Here is a 21,101-nt window from a genome sequence, read left to right on the forward strand (position 1 = left end):
GTGACATATGACGATCAAAACAGTCGGTATCCTCGGTGCCGGCACGATGGGGAATGGCATTGCACAAGCCGCGGCAATGGCCGGCCTGGATGCAGTCATGGTCGACATCAGTGAAAAAGCGTTGCAAGAAGGGGTGGAGTCTGCCAGCCGTAGCCTGGAGAAATTTGTCGCAAAGGGCAAGCTCGACGCCGGCGCGGCACAGCTAGCGCTAGCACGAATTTCTACGTCGACAGACTACAAGAGCCTCGCGTCCGCAGACATCGTCATCGAAGCCGTGACCGAGAATGTCGATACGAAGATCACACTACTGGGAAAAATTGAGGCTGTCGTGGGAACCCACACTGTAATCGCGACAAACACATCGTCAATCTCAATCACTGCTCTCGGTGCAGCGCTGTCCGATCCAGCCCGTTTCATCGGTATGCATTTTTTTAATCCGGTACCGCTGTTACCGCTCGTAGAAATCATCCAGGGCCTGCAGACAAGCGCGACTACAACCGAGAAGGTTCGAGAGCTAACGACGAAGCTGGGCAAGACGCCGATTGTTGTAAGAAATTCGCCAGGTTTTGTGGTAAACCGCATTCTCCTTCCGATGATCAACGAAGCATTCTTCCTACTGGCCGAGGGTATCGCGAGTGTGGAGGAAATCGACGCGGGCATGCGGTCCGGTGCGAGTCACCCGATCGGCCCGCTTGCATTGGCGGACCTTATCGGATTAGACGTATGCCTAGCGATTCTCGACGTCCTTGCACGCGACTTTGGAGACCCGAAATACCGCGCATGCCGCCTCTTGCGGGAACTGGTTAGCGCGGGACACTTGGGACGCAAAACTGGCAAAGGCGTCTACACATACGGTTAGAATTCGGACGATCGCACCTGCGTCTACAGTTCAACGTAGTTCGCGATGAAGGCTTGAACGCCATCGAGCGAAAGCTGCATGCCTGCCATCAAAAACGATCAGTTTGCTTATGATCAGCGGTCGCTTTGGGTCCTACCTGGCGGTGAAGTGATCGCACAGCAACCACGGCTATCAGCGACACCTCCGACTCGGCATCAACGACTACGCGGGCATCGCAGCGGCCCAGGTAAGAGCCTTTGGGTACATCACACGACCTGTCACTATCGTGAGCAATGATTTCAGCATGCGATGCCCGTATAGATCGCTTTACTGCGTGTTGCACCTCAACAATCGCACTCCATACTTGGATGTAAACGCGTATACGAAGAACAATGAATTCCTGGATGCGCGACGCGCACAGGGCTACACGTTGTGGCTCTCACGCAAAGCGCTGGCGCCGCTGGTCGACTACCTTGGTAGCGCTGGAGTCGACGTGGCAACCGAATCAGCAGTGTTGGGTCCTGACGAGGCACTGCTTGCTCGCTATCACAAATATCTGCTCGATATGCGAGGGCTTGTCGCCACCAGCGCTCGTGGATATGTAGATATGGTACGTCCGCTTGTTACGGACAGAGTTGTGAGCGACGAACTCGACTGGACGGACTTGCGGCCAGAGCACCTGAACAGATTTGTGCTCACGGCTAGCCGCGGACGCTCTATAGGTTCAGCGAAGCTCGCGGTTACCGCACTACGTTCATTGCTGATCTACTTGCACATGGAGGGGCTGATAGCGCAGCGGCTGGACACAGCAGTCCCGTCGGTTGCAGGATGGAGCTTGGCCGGGTTGCCACGCGCACTGGAGCCATGCGATGTGGAACGACTACTCGCAGCCTGCGATCGGCGCACCGGTAGCGGCTGTCGCGATTTCGCAATCCTGATGTTGCTCGCGCGTCTGGGCTTGCGTGCTGGCGAGGTACGTATGCTCAATCTTGACGACATCGACTGGCGCACAGGTGAGCTCGTTGTCAGAGGCAAAGGTCGGCGTCTCGAACGCCTTCCTTTGCCTGCGGATGTCGGCGAAGCGTTGGCAGCGTATCTTCAACGCGGGCGACCCGATACCGCGCAGGGCCGCACCGTGTTTGTACGTACACGGGCCCCTCACCGCGCACTCTCGTCCGTCGGTATTACAGACGCGGTGGCTGCCGCCGCTTCGCGCGCGGGCCTCATTAACGTGCGAGCCCATCGGCTACGTCACACACTTGCAACTCAAATGGTGCGCTCCGGTGTCGCGCTTCCCGGAGTCGCACAAGTGCTGCGCCATCGCCGTCTGATGACCACGGCAATCTATGCCAAGGTTGACCGCGAGGGATTGCGCCTACTGGCCCGAGCATGGCCGGGAGGTGAAGCATGAACGATTTACATCTTGCGCTGGCTGACTACCTGAATTTGCGTCGCTCCTTGGGGTATAAATTGCGACGACAGGAGAAGCTGCTAAATCAATTCATTAACTTCTTTCTGGATACCGAAGCGCCAACGATAACGACGCAACATGCTCTGACATGGGCATGCCAACCGAAGAACGCCTGTAACAACTGGTGGTCCTATCGTCTGTCAGCAGTTCGTGCCTTCGCCAACTATCTGCACATCACCGATCCGGCTGTTGAGGTGCCGCCGCCGGACCTGCTGCCCTGGAGGGCTCACCGAGCTATCCCGTATCTGTATCGCGAGGACGAGATTGTCGAACTGATCAACGCCGCCGGGATGCTCAGCTCGCCACTGCGAGCGGTAACCTACCAGACGTTGATTGGGTTACTCACCGTCACCGGTATGCGTGTCGGCGAGGCGATCAATCTGGATCGTCAGGATTTCGATGCGCGCAACGGTACGCTCATTATCCGGGAGGCAAAGTTCAATAAGATGCGGGAACTTCCATTGCACCCAACGGCGGTCGCGGCCCTGAAGCGCTATCTTACCCGCCGCAACCGTATTTCCTTCGCCGCGAGATCCGAGGCCCTATTCATCTCCCCGACTGGCAATCGACTCCTGTACTGCAATGTTCGCTGGACATTTCAGCGCCTGGTGAGCCAAGTCACTCTTACCCAGCGCACAGGTCGGTGTCGCCCTCGTATCCATGACCTGCGCCATGCATTCGCCGTCAACGCGCTACTTGGCGCGTATCGAGATGGCTCCGATACGCAGCAGCGTCTCACGCTGCTTTCAACGTATCTTGGGCATGCCAATCCCGCGTCGAGTTACTGGTATCTATCGGCAGCACCGGAACTGCTCGCGAAGGCAGCCGAGCGTCTGGAGCATCCACGTGGAGAACGAGCATGACAGCACTTGCCACAACCCTTCAGGCATTTTTCACTGATCGGCTCCTCCGCGAGCGGCACGCAAGCCCATGCACTGTCTCCGCGTATCGCGATACCTGGCGATTGTTGCTTGGCTTTTGTGCGAAGCGAGTCGGCAAATCACCTTCGGCGCTCGATTTTTCTGACCTCGATGCGCCGGTTGTCTGTGCCTTCCTGGACCATCTTGAACTGGATCGCAAAAATAGCGCACGCACCCGTAACGCTCGGCTTGCCGCCATCCACTCGCTATTTCGCTACGCGGCATTACGCAACCCCGAATACGCGGCCACCATCGCCCGAGTTCTGGCGATCCAATCCAAGCGCTTTGAGCGTGCCATCGTTGCTTTTATCACCGAAGCCGAAGTGCAAGCGTTGCTCGCGGCGCCCGATCGCGCCTCGTGGTCAGGCCGCCGCGATCACGTTTTGCTATTGGTTGCCGTGCAAACCGGCTTGCGAATCTCAGAGTTGATCGGCCTGAGACAGAGCGACGTTCACATCGGCGTCGGCGCACATCTCGCCTGCCAGGGGAAGGGCCGCAAGAATCGCATTACTCCGTTGACTGTCCCGGTGGTCAACGTGCTCCGCGCCTGGCTCGCCGAGTGTGACGCCAATCCGTCGGCGCGGCTGTTCACAACGCGTGCCGGAGCGGCGCTCAGCCGAGACGCGATTGAGCGCCGCATCGCACTACACGTAACTACAGCATCTGCCACGTGTCCGACATTGGGAAAGAAGAACATCACTTGCCATGTACTGAGACATAGCGCGGCAATGCGGCTGCTGGAAGCAGGCGTAGATCCCACAGTGATTGCTCTATGGCTAGGGCATGAGCGCGTCGACACCACCGCGATTTATCTTCATGCGCATTTGGGCATCAAGGAGCAAGCCCTCGACCGCGCTCGAATGCCCACCGCGAAGCCGGGTCGATCTTGTCCCACCGACAAGCTCCTGGCCTTCCTAGAGTCGCTCTGATTATTCCGACGCCTACTGCACGCTCACCGCCAACGGCGTGGCATCCCCACTCCACATCGGCCTAATCCGGAATTCGGCGTAATGAAACTTATTCCGAGGTCGGAATAAGTTTCACAAGATGGGCAATGTGCTCAATGCGCTGCCGAAGTCGCAACAGGGGCGCGCAAAGGCAGACCTTCAGGCGATCTGGATGGCCGCGACGCGCGCCGATGCATCCGCCGCGTTCGATCGTTTCGTGACGGTCTATGCGGCGAAATATCCGAAGGCGACGGAGACGTTGAAGAAGGATCGGGAAAGTCTGCTGCGTATTACGACTTCCCGGCCGAGCACTGGCAGCATTTGCGCACGACGAATGCGATCGAGTCGACGTTCGCGACCGTACGCCACCGGACGACGCGTACACGCAACTGCGTGTCGCGACCGACCTTCCTAGGTCTGGCATTCAAACTGATCGAGGAAGCCGAGAAAACGTGGCGCCGTATCAACGGCCCCGAAAAGATCAAGCTGTTGCTCGAGGGCATTGCCTTCAGGGACGGTGAACCGGTGCAGGACGATCAACCGGTTCAGCAGAAACTCGCCGCTTGAAATCGCCGACCATCAGGCTGCCCATACACCACTCTTGACGTTAGCTCAAACTTCGACCCGCCACGGTCAGCGCACTATGTTGCGCTGCCAGGGCGTCTAAGCTTCACTCAGATTTCATTAAATTGCGGGAGATTGTTGACGTAAATTCGTATTCCTTACTTTGCGAGTGACGGCCGATGCCGCATGATATGCAGTCGAAACTGGAAGCTCCGCGAATCAAAAACCTGATTTCCCAACGTAGCTTGTCAGCCGTGTTCCAACCGATTGTCGACCTCGAAAGCGGCTCAATCTGTGGCTACGAAAGTCTGATTCGCGGACCAGCGAGCACGCCACTTGAGATGCCAAACGCGCTGTTCACACAGGCGAAGGCAGAAGGCTGCTCCATTGACCTGGAGCGGGCGTCGGCGCAAACCTGTATCGAAGCCTTCGCACGACTTTGGTGCGAAGGTAAGCTAATTCTCAATTTCAGTGCAGAAGCGCTTCAGCAGATCGTGGTTGGACCCAGTAATGCGCTTGATCCTCTCGGAGAAACCCGGATAGATCCAACGCGGGTCGTGCTTGAGTTGACGGAACAAAGCATAATCCATGACACTGGCAAATTCCTTTCGACGGTAGCAACACTGCGAGTCACGGGCGTACAACTCGCGCTGGATGACTATGGGACCGCGAATGCAAGCATGAACTTGTGGGTACGCCTGCGACCCGACGTCGTAAAAATCGATCGTTTCTTCATCCATGGGATCGCGAATGACTCGCTCAAGTTCGAAGCGGTCAAGGCAATGCAGCACTTTGCGAAAGCAAGCGGCACTCGACTCATTGCCGAAGGTATCGATAATATAGCGGATCTAATTGTCGTACGTGACATGGGCATCACCTGTGGCCAGGGATTTTACTTTGGAAAACCCGATGCTCAGCCATTGCGCTCAATTGACCCCGACGCAACCGCGTTGTTGCACAGCAAGCACATCGCGGTGTTTCCCGAGCCAACAAGAGACACACGCGTATTGACATCAGGAGGAATGGCAGCCACAAAGATGCTGGTTCACGCACCTGCATTGCCGCGCCATGCAATCAACAACGATGTACTCGAGCTGTTCAACCGGCTCCCCGAATTGCATGCGGTCGCGATCGTCGAGAACGACCAACCGGTCACGCTAATCAACCGGCGTGGTTTTATGGACCGCTACGCCCTACCCTATCATCGCGAACCGTTTGGGAAACGCTCCTGCCTACAGTTCGCTCATGCGTCGCCTGTGATCGTCGAAAGATCAATGACGGTCGAAGAGATGGCCAAGCTCCTGGCAAGCGAGGATCAGCGATACTTAGCCAACGGTTTCGTGATTACCGAAAACGGCAAATATGCGGGTCTTGGCACTGGCGAAACCCTTGTGCGCGCAGTGACCGAGGCGCGCATCGAAGCCGCACGTTACGCCAGTCCGCTGACCTTTCTTCCGGGCAATATCCCAATCAGTTCGCACATCACCCGCTTACTCGACAATGACGCCGGCTTCCATGCCTGCTACGTTGACCTGAATCACTTCAAACCTTTCAACAATCAGTATGGCTACTGGCAAGGAGACGAGGTACTGAAGTTCGCCGCGACCGTGCTTGTGGCACTGTGTGCGACCCTATCCGTGACTTTCTCGGCCACGTCGGCGGTGATGATTTCCTGATTTTGTTCCAGAGCGACGACTGGAAAGAACGCGTGCCACGCGCAATCCACGCGTTCAATCGCGCGCGAAGCGTTTTTATGCGCCGGCCGACCTCCTGCCCGGCGGTATTCACGGTGAGGACCGGCGCGGCAATGCTACTTTCTTCGATTGCGTCACGATGGCGATCGGCTGTGTGCACGTGGAGCCGACCGGCAGCCCTTCGCCGTACAGCAGCGTAGAAATCGCGTCAATCGCCGCAGTCGCGAAACGGGGCGCAAAGCAGCAAACCTCCGGATTCTTACTGATTGATGCTAGAGAGGTGGAAATCCTGCTGCGAGGGGACACTGGCACAACACGTGATTCCAGCTAGCTAGAGCTTCCAACCGAAGGACCGACAATGAACGATTACTCCTGGAATAAGGACGTGCGGTCTTTCAAACGAAACCGCCGGCGAAATGTAGATACGGCGCCGCCCTGTCGGACAACTAGGGAGTCGAACGTTGGTGTAAATATCCCCTGCAATCACAGAATGAAAGCCTGTAATGGGGAATTATGTCTGAATCGGGCAGGCGCGTCTTTCGTAAGCGCGAGTTTCTGCCCACCTAGCTTCCGTGCCTGAGAAGGTCCACGATTGCGTCCGCAACCCAACTTGCGGACGCAATCCATGACCCAGGATGACCTGACCTTTTTGCCCTTGCGGGTGACACGCGTTGGTGCCGGCGGCAAGCGAAGCTTCGACCGTGCGGACAAGCAACGACTGATTGATGCCTGCCTGCAACCGGGCGCATCGCTGTCTGGCCTGGCTCTGAAGGCTGGGGTGAATGCCAACCAGTTGCGCAAATGGGTTCAGTTGCGTGAACAGGCAAATGCCCCTGTGAAGGACGGCATGGTCGTTACGTCATCAGCCTTCGTGCCGGTCGTCGCGATCGATGACCCTGCGCCGGCGCTGGCTCCGGCACGCGCTGCGTGGCCCTTGCCTGACCCGGAGCGCTCGCCTGTGTCGCCACGAGCGGCACTGGCGGCGCGGCTGTCGGCTCAGTTGCCCAACGGCGTGAAGCTCGAGCTCGAATGTTCAGGACACGATGCCGCACTCGTGAGCGCGATGGTTGCCGCATTGGGAGCGTCCTGATGTTCCGGTTCGAGGCGGACCTGAAGGTCTTCCTGCATCGTGAGCCGATCGACTTCCGTGCCGGCATCAACAGCCTGGTGGCACTGGTCGAGCAGTCCATGCAACTCGATCCGTTTGCGCGTGCCGTGTTTGCCTTCCACAATCGCAGACGCAACCGGGTCAAGTTACTGCTCTACGAGCGCACCGGCTTCTGGCTGCTGCTGCGGCGCCTTGAGCAGGACCACTTCGTCTGGCCACGTCAACCACAGGCGGTAATCGAGTTGACGACCGAACAACTGCATTGGCTCCTTGAGGGCATTGACGTTGACGCAGTGCGGCGCCATCCATCACGGAGGTACCGTCACGCGAGTTGAACGCCGGGGCGTTGCCGGTAAAACAACGGAGCGACTAGACGGTTACAAATTCCCGTAAACCCATCGCACGCAGTTCTTCGCTACCCATGGGAGCATGAACGAAGACGATTTCTCCCAATTGCCGCCGGCCGCCCAAGCCTATATCCGTGAACTCGAGACACGCAACCGGCAACTGGGCGAGCGGGTTGCCCAACTGGAGGAGCAGTTCCGCCTGGCGCAGAGCAAGCGCTTCGCGCCGAGCAGCGAGAAGCTCAGGGATCGCGTCTTCGACGAGGCCGAACAGATCGCCGCCACCGAGCGCGATGACGATGATGCCGTCGATGCCGAAGACACGGTCGCGCTGCCCAATACTGGCCTGCCAGATGTACCCGGGCCGGCACGAAACAGGTCCGGACGCAAACCGCTGCCAGCGCACCTGCCACGTCAGCGCATCGAATACGACCTGCCCGAAGAGCAGAAGGTCTGTCCATGCTGCGCAAACGCACTTCACCGCATGGGCGAAGAGGTCAGCGAACAATTGCATATCGAGGTGAAGGCGTCCGTGCTGCAGCACGTGCGCTTCAAGTACGCGTGCCGCCACTGCGAACGCCATGCCGAACGCACGCCGGTGATCACCGCATCGATGCCAGCGCAGCCGTTGCCGGGCAGCAATGCCAGTGCGGCGATGATCGCCACCGTCACCGCAGGAAAGTACGTCGATGGTACGCCGCTGTACCGGATGGCTCACGCGCTCGTGCGCGCAGATATCGAAGTCGGGCGTGGCACGCTGGCAAACTGGATCATCCGGCCCGCTGAACTGCATTACAGCCGGCTCTATGAGGCATTACGCAGGACGCTGCTGTCGCAGCCGTTGATTCATGGCGATGAGACAACAGTGCAGGTGCTCAAGGAGCCTGGCAAGGCTGCGCAGAGCACATCGTATATGTGGGTCTACCGCAGTGCCGAAGACTGTGCGCAGCCGGTCGTGCTGTTCGACTACCAGCCCGGGCGCGGGCAGGAATATCCTCAAGCGTTCCTCGCCGGCTATGAAGGCCTGCTGATGACGGACGGATACGCCGCCTGGCGCACGCTCGAAGGTCCAACCCACTTCGGCTGCCTGGCTCACGCCCGTCGAGCCTTCGTCGACGCGCTCAAGGGCATGAAGAAACCCGGCGGCCGTGCCGCGCAGGCACTGGAATACTTCAAGGCGCTCTATCAGGTCGAGGCGCTGGCCAAAGCCGATCTGCCCGAAGGCGAGACGCGCGCTGACTACACATACCGGCTGCGCCAGCAGCACAGCGTGCCACTACTCGAAGCGTTCAGAAAGTGGCTGGACGAACAGGCGCCGCAGGTCCTGCCAGAAAGCCTGCTGGGCAAGGCGATCTCATATACACGCAAGCAGTGGACATATCTCAGTCGCTACGTGAGCGACGGGCGTGCCCCCGTCGACAATAACGTCATAGAACGAGACATCAGACCATTCTGGACGGGGCGTTCATTGTGCACCTCCTTGCGAAACCTCGGTAAACATTGGGAGTTGCCCTTCAACTTCGTTGCGACACGGGCGATGTTTGCGCGTCAGCGCAGCTGTAACTGCCTCAGTGCGCAGATCGCTCGCGCGAATCTGCCACGGGGCATCGGGCATTACCTGCTCGGCGGGAAGAATCTTGTCGTTGATCAGACGCCGGATCATGTAGTGGGTAACACCAAGCGCTTTCGCCGCTTCGGACATCGTCAACCAGTCACCATCCTTCTCAGCCGACTTGTACGCATAGATATCGCGCACTCGCCGTATTGAGCTGACCCGATGCGCAGTCCAGGTCTTGCCCTGGCCCGTGCGTATGCCCATCCGGTTTAGTGAGGCGGCAATGTCCTGATCAGACCATCGGGTTGCCATGCTTCGGATAACCGCGAGCGCTTCGTCGGAGGTGCTGCACCCGTGCTCTCCGGTCCTGGGCTTGCGGATCCGCACCTGCGAGTGTTGACCACCGTGCCAATGAATCGTGAGAATGACTTCGCGCGTCAACTCGTCCACGTCCGCGACTATATCGACGATCAACGCCCGAACCAGCTGCTGGCGTGTGCGCATGTTGACGCCTGGAGCATTCCAGGCAGCATCGAGGTCCTCGGCCAACTTCGTGAAATCGGGAGCAGGAGCCGATGCTGCCGGTGCAAGCGCCGCCTCAAGGCGCGCCTGACAGGCCTGCACACGATGCAAGGCCGCTTCCCAGTTCTTCTCCAGTTGCGCGGCAATCAAACGATTATCGGGGTCGCAGGCAGCGTAGCGGCGCTCTGCCAGCGTGGCTTCGTATCGGGCCTGCTGCAGCTCAAGTTCGATGATCCGCCGCTGCTCGTTCATGGAATCCATACGCATCTGCTCGGCCAGCAAGGCCGCCTCTATCGCCATCGGCTCGACGACACGCATCAGCTCTCTTGCGATCGCGACGTCTATCCGGGAGCCGCCGAAGCTCATGCACTTCGGCGGCAGATCAAAGCGATAGCATCGATAGACCGGTCGCGGGGTGCGTCCAGTATAGGCCACCGACAGGCGCCGGCCGCAACGCGCGCATCCAAGCATCCCTGCAAGCAGGGCTCGCCCGCCACGTCCAGATTTTACGTCGCCCGCCTTGCCATAGGCGTTGGCGGCGAGCACCTTCTGGTTGCGTTCGAACTCCGCCCAGTCGATGTAACCTTCGTGGTGCTCTTTGAGTATGACCTCCCACTGATCAAACGGCTTACGATGCTTGTACGTCTTGTGTGCACGGCCATCAACGATGGTCGTCTGGCTGCCACTCTTGCCATATGCATAAGCTCCGGCGTAGAACGGATTCCTAAGCACTGATATGACGTTGCGATAACGTATCAACGTCCAGTCGAATTGCGTCAGCGTCCTGCCGTCGGTCGGTCTTGGAAAGTGGATCTGTTCGGCCAGCAACGACAGGAAGGCCTGGCGCGCGCTGCCCAGTTCACGAAAGCGGGCAAAGATCAGGCGTATGACCTCCTGAAGCCGCTGGTCTGGATCCAGGCCTAGCCCAATATCACGGTGCCAGAGATAGCCGATTGGTACGCTAATGCGCAGTTCGCCCCGCTGAGCCTTGGCGCGAGCTGCATCCAACATCCTTGTTCGAAGTACGTTGAGCTCGAATTCGCTGATGCTACCCTTCATGCCCAGCAGCAACCGGTCGTTTGGTCGACAAGGATCGTACACACCATCAAGATCAATAACCCTCGCCTGAACGAGACCGCACAGTTCGAGCAGATGGTGCCAGTCACGTCCATTGCGGGCAAGACGTGATGCATCCAGACAAAGGACCGCGCCGACTTCGCCGGCGCACAGCAACGCCACCAGCCGCTCAAAACCGGGCCTCGCGACCGTACCGCTGGCCGAGCGGCCGAGATCATCATCGATCACCTCGATGTCACGAAATCCGCGACGCTTTGCTTCTCCCACCAGCTCGTACTGGCGACGCTTGCTCTCGAGGTTCATCTGGACCTGAGCCTGCGTCGACTGTCGGACATAAACTACTGCTTTGCGCTGGAGCAGAGGCGCTGGCAGACGATCAGTGTTCGTCATCGTCAGACTCCTTGCCGATGGCGACGCCTGCGCTCTGGAGCAGCACGTTCGCAAGGTGTGTGATTGCCCGTGCGCGCTGTGCCGCGCTCATTCCCTGAAGCTCGGCGGTGTCGAACCTCAGACTCATCTGAGACAGCGTCAGTGCAGGCGGTTGTGGGCGTAGCAGTACGTCCCTTGGCAGCTTGTCCATTGCGTTTCTCCCGGACGGTAGTGGAACCGTCCGACGAGTGTGCTCGCAAGCGCCAGTCAACCAGCAGCCGGTCGAGTTCGCTCAGCACCGCAACTGTGACGCGCGGCTCGCCCAACGCCATGGCAGAACACATGACGCGATCCAGCATCCACGCCGACACCACCCTCACTACGCCTGGGCTGGCCTCGACGTGCACCACGCGACCGCCGCTTCGCTCCTCGACGTCTCGTACCTTGACGCGACGCCCATACAAAGGATGCCAACGGTAATGGACTTCAACTTCCTGCCCGATATGGGCAGAATGATCGCGAACTGTGTACAGGCCGATCCTCCTGGCTGTTTAGTGACACGGTTGCCGGAGCGAAAGCAAGCGCGATGGTGTACAGCCTGATGTTGACGTGCCGCGCCTGCGGCGTCGAGCCATACGCGTACCTGCTGCATGTGCTGACCGAATTGCCGCAGCGTGCTCCCGACGCGGACGTCAGCGATCTCTTGCCGTTCAACTTCGATCCGCAGGACCCCCTGCGGGATGCGAAGCCGCAGGATTCGACGAACACGCCCTGATATGCGAAAGTGCACTGCTCAAGAGCATGCTTCGGACGTCATCGTTGCGACAACTTCGCGGTGCGTCCATGCTCGCCCCTATGAAGCCATCATCGCCAGTCGTGTCGCAGATGCCGGCGCGTAACAGCACGACGGGATGGGAGTTCTCTGCAGCGGGAGCAGGTCCGGGAGGCCGGTTAAAATATCGCCTCGCGTCACTTCGCGCAGCAATCGGAGAAAAGCATCCCATGACCAGGACGAACCGCAGGTCCGTGAGCATTGCCCCGGGCCACAACAAGGCCAGTCTGTCAAAAGGCCAGAAGGCATTCAACACGCTCATCCGGCAGATTGAAAAGCGGCGTCACCGTCTCGGCGCGTGGGAGGTGGTCGGGCCAGTCTTCCAGAAAAAATACACCGACGAGTTCCTTCCACTCGAGAAGATCTGCACGGATTTGCAGGTGAAGATGGTTCATTGCCTTGAGCAGGCCTACGACCAGAAAGGATTGACGAAATCCGAACGCCGCACGATCTCGGAGCTGATCACCGGCCTGGCGGGCGATCTGATCGAAGAGCAGGACGATGCGCAACTGAAAGCCATTTACAACAGGCATAGTCAATCCGACTATGACAGCGAAGCAGCGGCCGAACTTGAGGACATGAAGTCTGTGCTGGAGGCGATGCTCGGTGCGGAACTGGGCGACGATATCGACATGAGCTCACCGGAAGATCTGTTGCAGCGGGCGCACGCGAAAATGGAAGAGCAACAGGCGCGGGAAGCGGCTGAAAATCAGGCCAAAGAGGAACATCGTGCCAAACGGAAAAAGTCGGCGAAGCAGCTCGCCGCGCAGGCGCGGCAGGAGCAGGAGCAGGCACAGCTAAGCCAGTCCATCCGCGAGGTCTATCGCAAACTTGCCAGTGCCCTTCATCCCGATCGTGAACCGGATCCCCAGGAGCGCCAGCGCAAGACCACACTGATGCAGCGGGCCAACCAGGCCTATGGCAAAAACAATCTGTTACAGCTGCTGGAATTGCAGTTGGAGCTTGAACATATCGATCAGAGCGCGATCAACAATATCAGCGAAGACCGGCTGAAGCATTACAACGCGATCCTGAAGGAGCAACTCGGCGAACTGGATCAGGAAATCCTGCATGTCGAAGCTCGATTCAGGCACGCCTATGGAATTCCGCCATTCATCGACATCTCTCCTGACACAGTCGTGCGCAACCTCACGGGCGACATCTCAGGAATTCAGCAAAGCGTACGCGACCTGAAACAAGACCTGCTGGTGTTCGAAGAGATCAGGACACTCAAGAGCTGGCTGAAGAGTGTCAAACGTCAGCACGCAACGCTTCACTTCGACGAAATGCCGTTCTGAGCGACTTCGAGGGTCGTGCCCCGAAAATCTCGCGTGTGCTGAAATTCGCGCTTACCGTCTTTCCGTTGCCGCAATCATCAATCTGGCATCCTAGCCAGCCCCCCGGAACGCGACTCACTCGGCGCCGACTTGGACGGCCGGACTCACACGATTCGGTACGCCCTCATTCGAGAATTGCTACCGGAACATGTATGAGTTGGCCGACACTCTAAGCTAGCTACCAAGATGGAGAAGTAGGTGCTCCGCTATTTCGGCATCTGATCGCGCCCGCAAGAGGTAGCCTGAAAGAAGCTCCTCCACATACCGACTGCCATGCAATACAATCTTGCTCGCTTCCCCTTAGCGCGGCCGCCTGAAGAAAGACGATCTGAACTAGCCACCTTCGCTCCAGCCCCGCAGCTACACGATTCACTAGAAATAGACGCTTTGGTGTGCCGCGAAGGAACGATAGCATGTCCAATCCATGACCAGCCAACCCAATCGTGACCAACCAACAGGTCAAGCGTCGTATACCGGGAATCGGGTACCACGGGAGGGATTGCGCTCTTCCAGACATCAGAGGACGTCTGGCTTCCATGGAGCGAAACAACTGTCCGCCCGTCGTTTGTTTCGAGACAAGTAATCTCTTGAAGGATTGCACACGAATTTCTGGACTGCTCTTCTGCTGAGGACATGGCTGCTCCACGAAAAAAGATTGTAGGTGAGCCGCCAGAAACGCTCTTAATCAGACAGCGCGTTTGAAAGTCTCGACATAGCACTTGTGTTTCTGCTGGCTGCAGGTGCCCGCGGGTGAGATTGATCACACTCTCCCACCGCGGCTAACAAACGAGAAAGCAAACTCCAAAAGAGTTCTGGCCGGGCGTTAACAATGAGTAAGGGGCAATTCAGCGAAACGAAGACAGCCTCTACCCGGTTCCCGCTTGACGAATTTTGGGCTATGCCATCGCGCCGTGGCCATGATTGTCGAATCACAGCTATACAAGATACGATACGGCTCGACCCCCGATGTGGGCTACGTTGGTAAGACGCAGTGCGCTCGCACACGGCCGAGTCTCTCCACCTGCATACGCCACGTCCGCGAGCGCGTTCACAAACCATCAAAAATCCAGCAGGGACATCGTGAGCTGTTCGGCGACAACGACGTAACTTCCGCAGCAAGAGAAAACGCTGATAAAGCTCCTGCTTTAGGCCAATTTCCGAAGCCACTCCGCAACTGCGACACCAATCTCATGAGGGGAATCCTCCTGCAGGAAGTGACTCCCTTTAACTGTCACCTCCTCCTGATTTTTCCAGGTGCGACACAGCTCCCGCATATCGCCAACGAGGATACCGCCCGGATCGCCGTTAATGAACAGCTTCGGAACATCCGTCTCGGCCATCCATCGTGAAAAATCATCAACAATTTTGGCCACCTGCTCAGGCTTCCCGTCGATCGGTATCTCACGTGGGAAGGTCAAGGTCGGCAGTCGATCTTCTCCCGCCCGGAGGTAGGGTCGCCTGTATACGTTCATTTCGACCTCTGACAGTTCGCGGATCGTGCGAGCGGGAAGTAATTTCTCAATAAAGATGTTGTCCCGCAATACCATTTCCTCACCTTTGGAAGATCGCAATCGTTCAAACGTGCTACGGACAATCGGGTCCATTTCGTCCAACGTTCTGGTGCGCACCATCGCTTCCAGGTAAGCAATGCCGCGCACGTCGCGTGCGTGGCGCCGTGCCCAGTCCATCCCAAGCGCGGCTCCCCAATCCTGTACCACCAAAACCACATCACGAGTCACATCGATGCTTTCCAGAAAAGCATCGAGAAAACGTCGGTGCTGCACAAAACTGTATCGATTCGCATCGCCTTCTTCGAGCTTTTCAGAGTCGCCCATGCCAATGAGGTCTGGCGCAATACACCGTGCGTAGGGTGCCACGTGCGGTATCACGTTTCTCCAGATGTAAGAAGATGTCGGATTTCCGTGGAGGAAGACGACCGGCCGCCCGTCGCCCTCGTCGACGTACGCCATCTTTTTTCCATGAACTTCGCTGAAACGCTTAGGCTGCTCGTCGGTCGAAAACATCAGGTTCTCCATTGGTAAGGGTTTCCAGCAAGCCCGAGACGTGTCACGTGTCGACAGTTCCAGGCACTATCGAGACAGCCAACATCAGGGGCCATCGCAGTTAATCGACGGCGGCTGTCTGTGATATGCGCTCCTGCTCGAGAAATACCGGACGCCGCGCGCAGGTCACAGGCGTTCCGTAGAACACGTATCAGCAGGCCAGCCGCCGGAGGAAGTCCGGCATATCTCTTACGTAAGCACGCAACAAGGGGCGAAAAACTGAGACACTTTTGACGCATGGTTAACGATCACATAAAGCTTTACTCCAAGGCTCCCTCAGCAGGTCGCGGCTTCGATTGGGAGAGCGGCAGACGCAGTCAGAATCGCTCGCTCTGCCGCCCGGTGTTGCGGCATCGCATGTTTCACATGATCGATCCACGTTCTGACCTTGGCGACGAGATATCGACTCGGGGTATATAGTGCAAAAATACTTCTCGGGCGAAGCGTAAACTCAGGAAGCACGCGAACCAGCGTTCCGTCGCGTAAGGCTCTCACAGCCGAATAAGCAGGTACCTCGCCGATGCCCAATCCACTCTCAAGCGCAACCACCGCAGACTCTGCAACATTTACGCGAAAGCGTGTGGCGACCCTTATCGAGACCCCTTCCGCCCCTCTGTAAAGCATCCACCAATCTTGCGGAGACGGTGGAGTGTCAAGTTCAACGCAAGCCAACCTCTCAAGATCCTCTGGACGCTCCACTGCCGGATGGCGTAAAAGAAATTCTGGAGACGCACACAAAATGCTCGCTGTGTCGCCAATGTGCTGCGCGGCCAGCGCAGAGTCCTCTAGCCCCTCGGCTAAAACAATTGCCACGTCAAAGGCACCGTCGAGCAGATTTGGCATTCTTTGTGACAGAGTAAGCGCGACAGAAACATCCGGGTATTCGCGCTCATAGCTTACGACGCAGGGAACAACACAATGTTGACCGATTCCATTGAACGCCTGAACCCGAAGCACACCTGACGGCCTTAAGTGTGCGTCTCGCGCCTCGTCCTCGGCCATATCAATTAACTTCAGGATATGCGTGCATCGCTCCAGATATCGTTTTCCAGTCTCCGTCAGCGCCATCCTTCTAGTGCTTCGATAAATAAGCCTTGTACGCAATTGTCGTTCGAGGTCCGCAATGGCACGAGAAATGACAGAGGCATCGAAGCCCAGAGACTCGCCCGCACAGTGAAACTGCCCGCCTCCACTACCCTCACAAAAATCCGCATTGCCTGCAACTTGTTCATTGCTATCCCATGTGCTTTGCCCAATGATTGCTGGGAAGCAGCCCAGTTTCGTGTTTGCACTCCCGTTCACGAAACATTCCGAGTCCTTTCGTCGTCTGAGGCTACATCTGCAACCACATCGGAGCCCCAACATCCAGTCTGCATGCGCGCTCAATCATTTCCCGCTCACGAACGGAGCCGACAACGAAACGGCGTGCGGCAGCACCTGAATGGAAGTCACACCTCATTCTGTTCGTCAGAGTGGGTGACTGTCTGACGCAACAGCGGCAGCATATGCGCACATCTTAGGCAGTGTTGACCGACACGTTCATGATCCGACGCCATCTTTTGCGCATCAAACCAACATAGCTCAGGCAATGTCATCCCTCACGATTTTCGAACCCATCTGGACGATTCCGACTCCCATTCAAATCGACGCCGGATTCACCAACCACTGATGGAGTTTCAAGTTGTTAGCCGATTGTTCGTTGCACGTGGAAACCAATTTTCCATTCTCGAACCTGCCATTTCGATAGGAATCCTGATTCTATATACGATATATAGTCGCAAAGAATTCGTAAATCAGACAAAAATCCAACACCAAAAAAATCATGGCGCATTCCTCGGCGAAGCGCTGTCAGAGCTGTGCCTGACCATTGTGCGGTGCCACTTCAAATAATATGTACAGCCGTATTATTCGTCAAGCAATTTCGGCGCGAACTCAACGAGCGGATGCGCATCGCACACGTTGCTTTGCTGACCGCTTGCATGCTGATACGCCTTGGCCATATACACGTCGGCGCGTTTCAACTGCAAGTAGGCGGCAAGTGAGATCTAGTGATAAAGGTATCTCCGCTTGATTTTGTGTAGCTATCCGTCTGCAGGACTCGCTGACGATGCGCGCATTAGCTTCGTCACTGTGCTGCAGCACCCTGAGCCGAGCAGAGTTGCGACTCGGCAAAATCGGCACGCAGCGGAAACTATTCTCGTATCAAGCATATTGCCGGCGCTTCAACCTCGCGACGCGGTCGTCTCTACATAGGCCCCACAGTGTTGCGATAAGCGGTGGGCGTGCTGCCCGTCCAGTGTCGGAACGCGCGGTGAAATGCGGTCGGATCATCGTAACCGACTTCATAGGCGATTACTGCGATAGCATCGTCCGAGCGGGTCAAACGCTGGATCGCGATGTCCCGTCGCACTTCATCTTTGATAACCTGGAATGTGGTGCCTTCAACTTCGAGCCGGCGGCAAAGCGTGCGCACCGAGTAGTGCAGTTGATGGGCGACCATCTCGATAGTCGGGGTAGACGGCAGGCCATCGGCGATGCACTGCCGTACGCGATGACAGACCATTTGCTCGGCGAACGACTCAAAGATACAGTCGTCGGGCGCGCGGTGCAGAAACTCCTTTAGGTCCGATTTGCGTTGCCTTATTGGCATGTCGAGGTACATGACGTCGAAACACAAGCGCGTCGCCTCGTGACCAAATCGCACCGGCCCTGAAAACAAGTACAGGTGGTCGCTGGTATGAGCGGGCCGTGCGAGTTCGAAATCGACCTCGATCAGCGGGATTCTATGCCGGATCAGCCACGATGCCACCCCATGCACAAGCTTGAGCATCAGCTCCCGGCCGAGCATGCTCACACCGGGTCCGTCCGGGTTGGTCACGAGTTCGACGTAACCCAATCCCCTTTCGCGCCGCGAGTCGAGTTTGAAATCGTCGAGAAGCAGATGAAAGAACTGGCAAAACCGGTGGAGCGCGACCTCGAGTTTCGGTGCGTCCAGCAAGCCAAGACACAGGAATTTCAGCGTACCACTGCGCATCGGACGACTAAAAATACCAGGCATCTCGTCATCGATCTCCGCCGCAAGCAGCCGGTAAAGCATTGAAAACTGCTCCTGCGTGACTCTTGCCCCGGGTTTACGCAGCAGTTCATATGGTATCCCGGAGCGCCCGGTAAGACGTGCGGCCGCGGCCCTGTCAACTTCAGATAGGAAGCCGTTGACGACCGAAATCGGCACAGTAGCAGAAAGATGATTCAAGGTAAGCATAGTCGGGGCTACAGGTTGCCTAATGTATTCATAACGGAACACTCGGCGTGAACGGCATGTGACAACGCGACGGTCGTACGAAGGTGGTTTAGCTCTTGCCTGTGTAAAAATCCTGCTGTAGCTGCCGACGACTAATGCTTGCCACCCCGTAAAGGGCCCACACTGAATGCAAATGTCCACACATCGTGCGAACCGGTCAGCATGAACTTCCACCAACCCCGACGCACCAAGCCGGCCAGCCCGTTCGAAATCACGGTCGGAACAGCAAACGCTCCCGAATGACTGCCCCGTCAGGGGCTGTTCCGTTCAACCCCGCACCCTACTCCGCTTCAACTGAAAGGACACTGCAATCCGGTCTGCTGGATAGCACGTATCAGTAATTTCAAGCAGGCGGCCATCGGCACTTCTGTAGTGGCGGACGAGGCGAAGTCCTGCCGAACCAGGGTCGACACCGAGCGTGCCTGCGAGTGACACGTCGAGCAACGTCGCGGTAGCAACTTGTCGAATTTGATCAATCGGGCGCCCATACTGCCGTTCGATTATGGAGCTGATTAGCACTTCCGGATGGTTGTGAATCTCATCAACAATCCCGCCAAACGAAGGATCAATGTAAATATCCGCCCATGCAACTGGACTACGGTTTTTCCACACGTCGACGCGAGGACCCGATAGCCGTATCCATTGACTTCCAACGGGTGCCTCAAGACGACGCGCAGTGGCGCGATCAAGGGTAACGAGATCGGTCGTCTCGATCGCGCGCACTTCCGTAACTGCAACTCTAACCAGGTCGTCAACGCTGTCAATCGACTGCGTGTACGCGGCGGTTGGATTCGCGTTCTCGACAATCGTACCGACCGACTTTTTGCGTGAAATATAGCCGAGCTCCTGCACAAGCTTAAGTGCTGCGCGCACGGTGTGGCGACTAACACTATAGCGCTGCGCCAACTCGTGTTCCGTCGGGAGCAAGCTACCAACAGCGTGATGCCCGGCTACAATAGCTTTCACCAATATGCTGGCGAGTTCGCCATAGCGAGTGTTGGTGGAGCCTAAGTCAGGGCTACGGTCTCTGGAATGGACGTTCATGTGGTCACGCGGCAGTTTGTCATGTTGGCAACAGATTCTACCTTTACTAACGGCCGCGCACATCGCTCCCTAACGGCTATCCGACTAACACGCAATCCGCACCCCGGCGACTCAACTTGCGAAGAACCGCTGCTTCGCTTCAGCTGGTATCTCCATTCCGGTCACCTTCGCCTTTTCCAACACCGCCCAGAAGTAACGATACGTCGCGCGGTCGTGCAACTCTCCCTTGTACTGGACAGGACCCCAGCTGGCATCCTGTGCGGCAATCAAAACCCCAGCCGCGTCAGCGACTTCAGCAAAATCCGGTCGCAGCGCATTCACAATTGGCAATATCTGCGCCGGATAGATGCTCCACATGCGCAAAAATCCGAACTCGTTGCGCGCACGATGAGCGTCGCCCGCAATGATTTTGTCATCCTTGAGGTTCAGGCAGACGTTATGCGCAGGCACTACGCCATTTGCAAGTGCTGCCGCAACAACCTCAGCCTTGGCTCGCGCCAGCAAAGCGTGCTCAAACTGCCCCGGGCTACGCATAGCGGACGCCGGGATTGCGCCGTGATGGCCGCTGACAAAATCCATCAAACCAAAATCGAGCACTTCGATAGCCGGCAGCGCGGCGATGGAAAATACTTCGTGCAACGCGCCGTGAGTTTCGATAAGCACATGGATAGGGATTATCCGGTCGACAGCGGCAGCTCGAGCAGCATCCTGGATGTATTGAATAACTTCTGAAACCTGCGCTGCGTTTGTAGCCTTCGGTACCGTGATATAGGCCACGCGATTTCCAGCCTGCCCTACGATCACGTCCACATCCTGTCGCCACGCTGGATGCGCTGGATCATGAATCCGCGCCCCTGCTCTGCCGAACCTGTTTTGGTCGGAATTGATCATGCGCGCAACCATGGCCGCGTGTTCGCGCTCCTCCCCTGCCGCTGCCCCATCTTCGCAATCGCAGGTGATGTCAAAGACCGGGCCATGTTCAGATTGCAGCTGCATGGCCTTGTTGATCAACTTCTCACTGCCGGCGAAATGCTCGCATACGGCCAATGTCGGGAAAGCGCGCTCGCCTGCGAATAGTGCATCTTTCGGATGCGTTAAAGCAGTCATTGATGTCT

General features: G+C 57.3%; 14 protein-coding genes and 4 pseudogenes. 11 read left to right on the plus strand and 7 right to left on the minus strand.

What is annotated here, in order from left to right:
- Window positions 1-7 precede the first annotated feature (7 nt).
- From FVF58_RS33780 to tnpC, 9 genes and pseudogenes are all read left to right on the plus strand, one after another.
- Window positions 8-859 carry a 3-hydroxybutyryl-CoA dehydrogenase gene (locus FVF58_RS33780; RefSeq protein ID WP_149674082.1) on the plus strand — a complete coding sequence of 284 codons (852 nt, stop codon included), beginning with the start codon at window positions 8-10 and terminating at the stop codon, window positions 857-859.
- A 313-nt stretch (window positions 860-1,172) separates the two neighbouring features.
- Window positions 1,173-2,249: a tyrosine-type recombinase/integrase gene (locus FVF58_RS33785; RefSeq protein ID WP_246217281.1), complete on the plus strand. Its 1,077-nt coding sequence runs from the start codon at window positions 1,173-1,175 to the stop codon at window positions 2,247-2,249.
- Window positions 2,246-3,172, plus strand: a complete 927-nt coding sequence (locus FVF58_RS33790) for a tyrosine-type recombinase/integrase (RefSeq protein WP_149674083.1) — start codon at window positions 2,246-2,248, stop codon at window positions 3,170-3,172. The genes FVF58_RS33785 and FVF58_RS33790 overlap by 4 nt, the downstream gene beginning before the upstream one ends.
- Window positions 3,169-4,158 carry a tyrosine-type recombinase/integrase gene (locus tag FVF58_RS33795; RefSeq protein WP_149674084.1) on the plus strand — a complete coding sequence of 330 codons (990 nt, stop codon included), beginning with the start codon at window positions 3,169-3,171 and terminating at the stop codon, window positions 4,156-4,158. Before FVF58_RS33790 ends, FVF58_RS33795 begins: the two co-directional genes overlap by 4 nt.
- A 118-nt stretch (window positions 4,159-4,276) precedes the next feature.
- Window positions 4,277-4,743, plus strand: a pseudogene (locus tag FVF58_RS33800) (transposase).
- A gap of 176 nt (window positions 4,744-4,919) precedes the next feature.
- A pseudogene (locus tag FVF58_RS33805) lies at window positions 4,920-6,765 on the plus strand (EAL domain-containing protein).
- A gap of 294 nt (window positions 6,766-7,059) precedes the next feature.
- The gene (tnpA, locus tag FVF58_RS33810) at window positions 7,060-7,524 is read left to right on the plus strand and encodes an IS66-like element accessory protein TnpA (protein WP_149674085.1); all 465 of its coding nucleotides are present in this window, start codon (window positions 7,060-7,062) and stop codon (window positions 7,522-7,524) included.
- On the plus strand, window positions 7,524-7,877 hold the full coding sequence (gene tnpB, locus FVF58_RS33815) for an IS66 family insertion sequence element accessory protein TnpB (RefSeq protein WP_188130999.1): 354 nt from the start codon (window positions 7,524-7,526) through the stop codon (window positions 7,875-7,877). Before tnpA ends, tnpB begins: the two co-directional genes overlap by 1 nt.
- 94 nt (window positions 7,878-7,971) lie before the next feature.
- Window positions 7,972-9,351: pseudogene (gene tnpC, locus FVF58_RS33820) on the plus strand (IS66 family transposase); the annotation flags it as partial.
- Here tnpC and FVF58_RS33825 read toward each other — a convergent pair.
- Window positions 9,352-11,430 (minus strand): recombinase family protein, encoded by a 2,079-nt coding sequence (locus FVF58_RS33825; RefSeq protein WP_149674087.1) that lies wholly within the window; start codon window positions 11,428-11,430, stop codon window positions 9,352-9,354.
- Window positions 11,417-11,620: a hypothetical protein gene (locus FVF58_RS33830; RefSeq protein WP_149674088.1), complete on the minus strand. Its 204-nt coding sequence runs from the start codon at window positions 11,618-11,620 to the stop codon at window positions 11,417-11,419. The genes FVF58_RS33825 and FVF58_RS33830 overlap by 14 nt, the downstream gene beginning before the upstream one ends.
- A 306-nt stretch (window positions 11,621-11,926) precedes the next feature.
- Here FVF58_RS33830 and FVF58_RS33835 point away from each other — a divergent pair.
- Together FVF58_RS33835 and FVF58_RS33840 are read left to right on the plus strand one after the other, a co-directional pair.
- Window positions 11,927-12,184, plus strand: a pseudogene (locus FVF58_RS33835) (transposase domain-containing protein); the annotation flags it as partial.
- 227 nt (window positions 12,185-12,411) lie between these two features.
- A complete protein-coding gene (locus FVF58_RS33840) occupies window positions 12,412-13,539 on the plus strand; it encodes a J domain-containing protein (protein ID WP_149674089.1) in 1,128 nt (375 codons plus the stop codon).
- Between the two features lie 1,184 nt (window positions 13,540-14,723).
- Here the strand turns inward: FVF58_RS33840 and FVF58_RS33845 are convergent.
- The 5 genes from FVF58_RS33845 to FVF58_RS33865 all read right to left on the minus strand — a co-directional run bounded on the left by FVF58_RS33845 (window position 14,724) and on the right by FVF58_RS33865 (window position 21,093).
- Window positions 14,724-15,614: a haloalkane dehalogenase gene (locus tag FVF58_RS33845; RefSeq protein WP_223191186.1), complete on the minus strand. Its 891-nt coding sequence runs from the start codon at window positions 15,612-15,614 to the stop codon at window positions 14,724-14,726.
- 303 nt (window positions 15,615-15,917) lie between these two features.
- Window positions 15,918-16,943 carry a LysR family transcriptional regulator gene (locus FVF58_RS33850; RefSeq protein ID WP_342802423.1) on the minus strand — a complete coding sequence of 342 codons (1,026 nt, stop codon included), beginning with the start codon at window positions 16,941-16,943 and terminating at the stop codon, window positions 15,918-15,920.
- Between the two features lie 943 nt (window positions 16,944-17,886).
- On the minus strand, window positions 17,887-18,903 hold the full coding sequence (locus FVF58_RS33855; protein WP_149674090.1) for an AraC family transcriptional regulator: 1,017 nt from the start codon (window positions 18,901-18,903) through the stop codon (window positions 17,887-17,889).
- A 306-nt stretch (window positions 18,904-19,209) separates the two neighbouring features.
- The gene (locus FVF58_RS33860) at window positions 19,210-19,986 is read right to left on the minus strand and encodes a GntR family transcriptional regulator (RefSeq protein ID WP_149674091.1); all 777 of its coding nucleotides are present in this window, start codon (window positions 19,984-19,986) and stop codon (window positions 19,210-19,212) included.
- 111 nt (window positions 19,987-20,097) lie between these two features.
- Complete coding sequence (locus FVF58_RS33865; RefSeq protein WP_149674092.1) at window positions 20,098-21,093, minus strand: HpcH/HpaI aldolase/citrate lyase family protein; 996 nt, start codon at window positions 21,091-21,093, stop codon at window positions 20,098-20,100.
- Window positions 21,094-21,101: the final 8 nt, after the last annotated feature.

Origin of the sequence: Paraburkholderia panacisoli, from assembly GCF_008369935.1 — a bacterium.
Taxonomy (GTDB): domain Bacteria; phylum Pseudomonadota; class Gammaproteobacteria; order Burkholderiales; family Burkholderiaceae; genus Paraburkholderia; species Paraburkholderia panacisoli.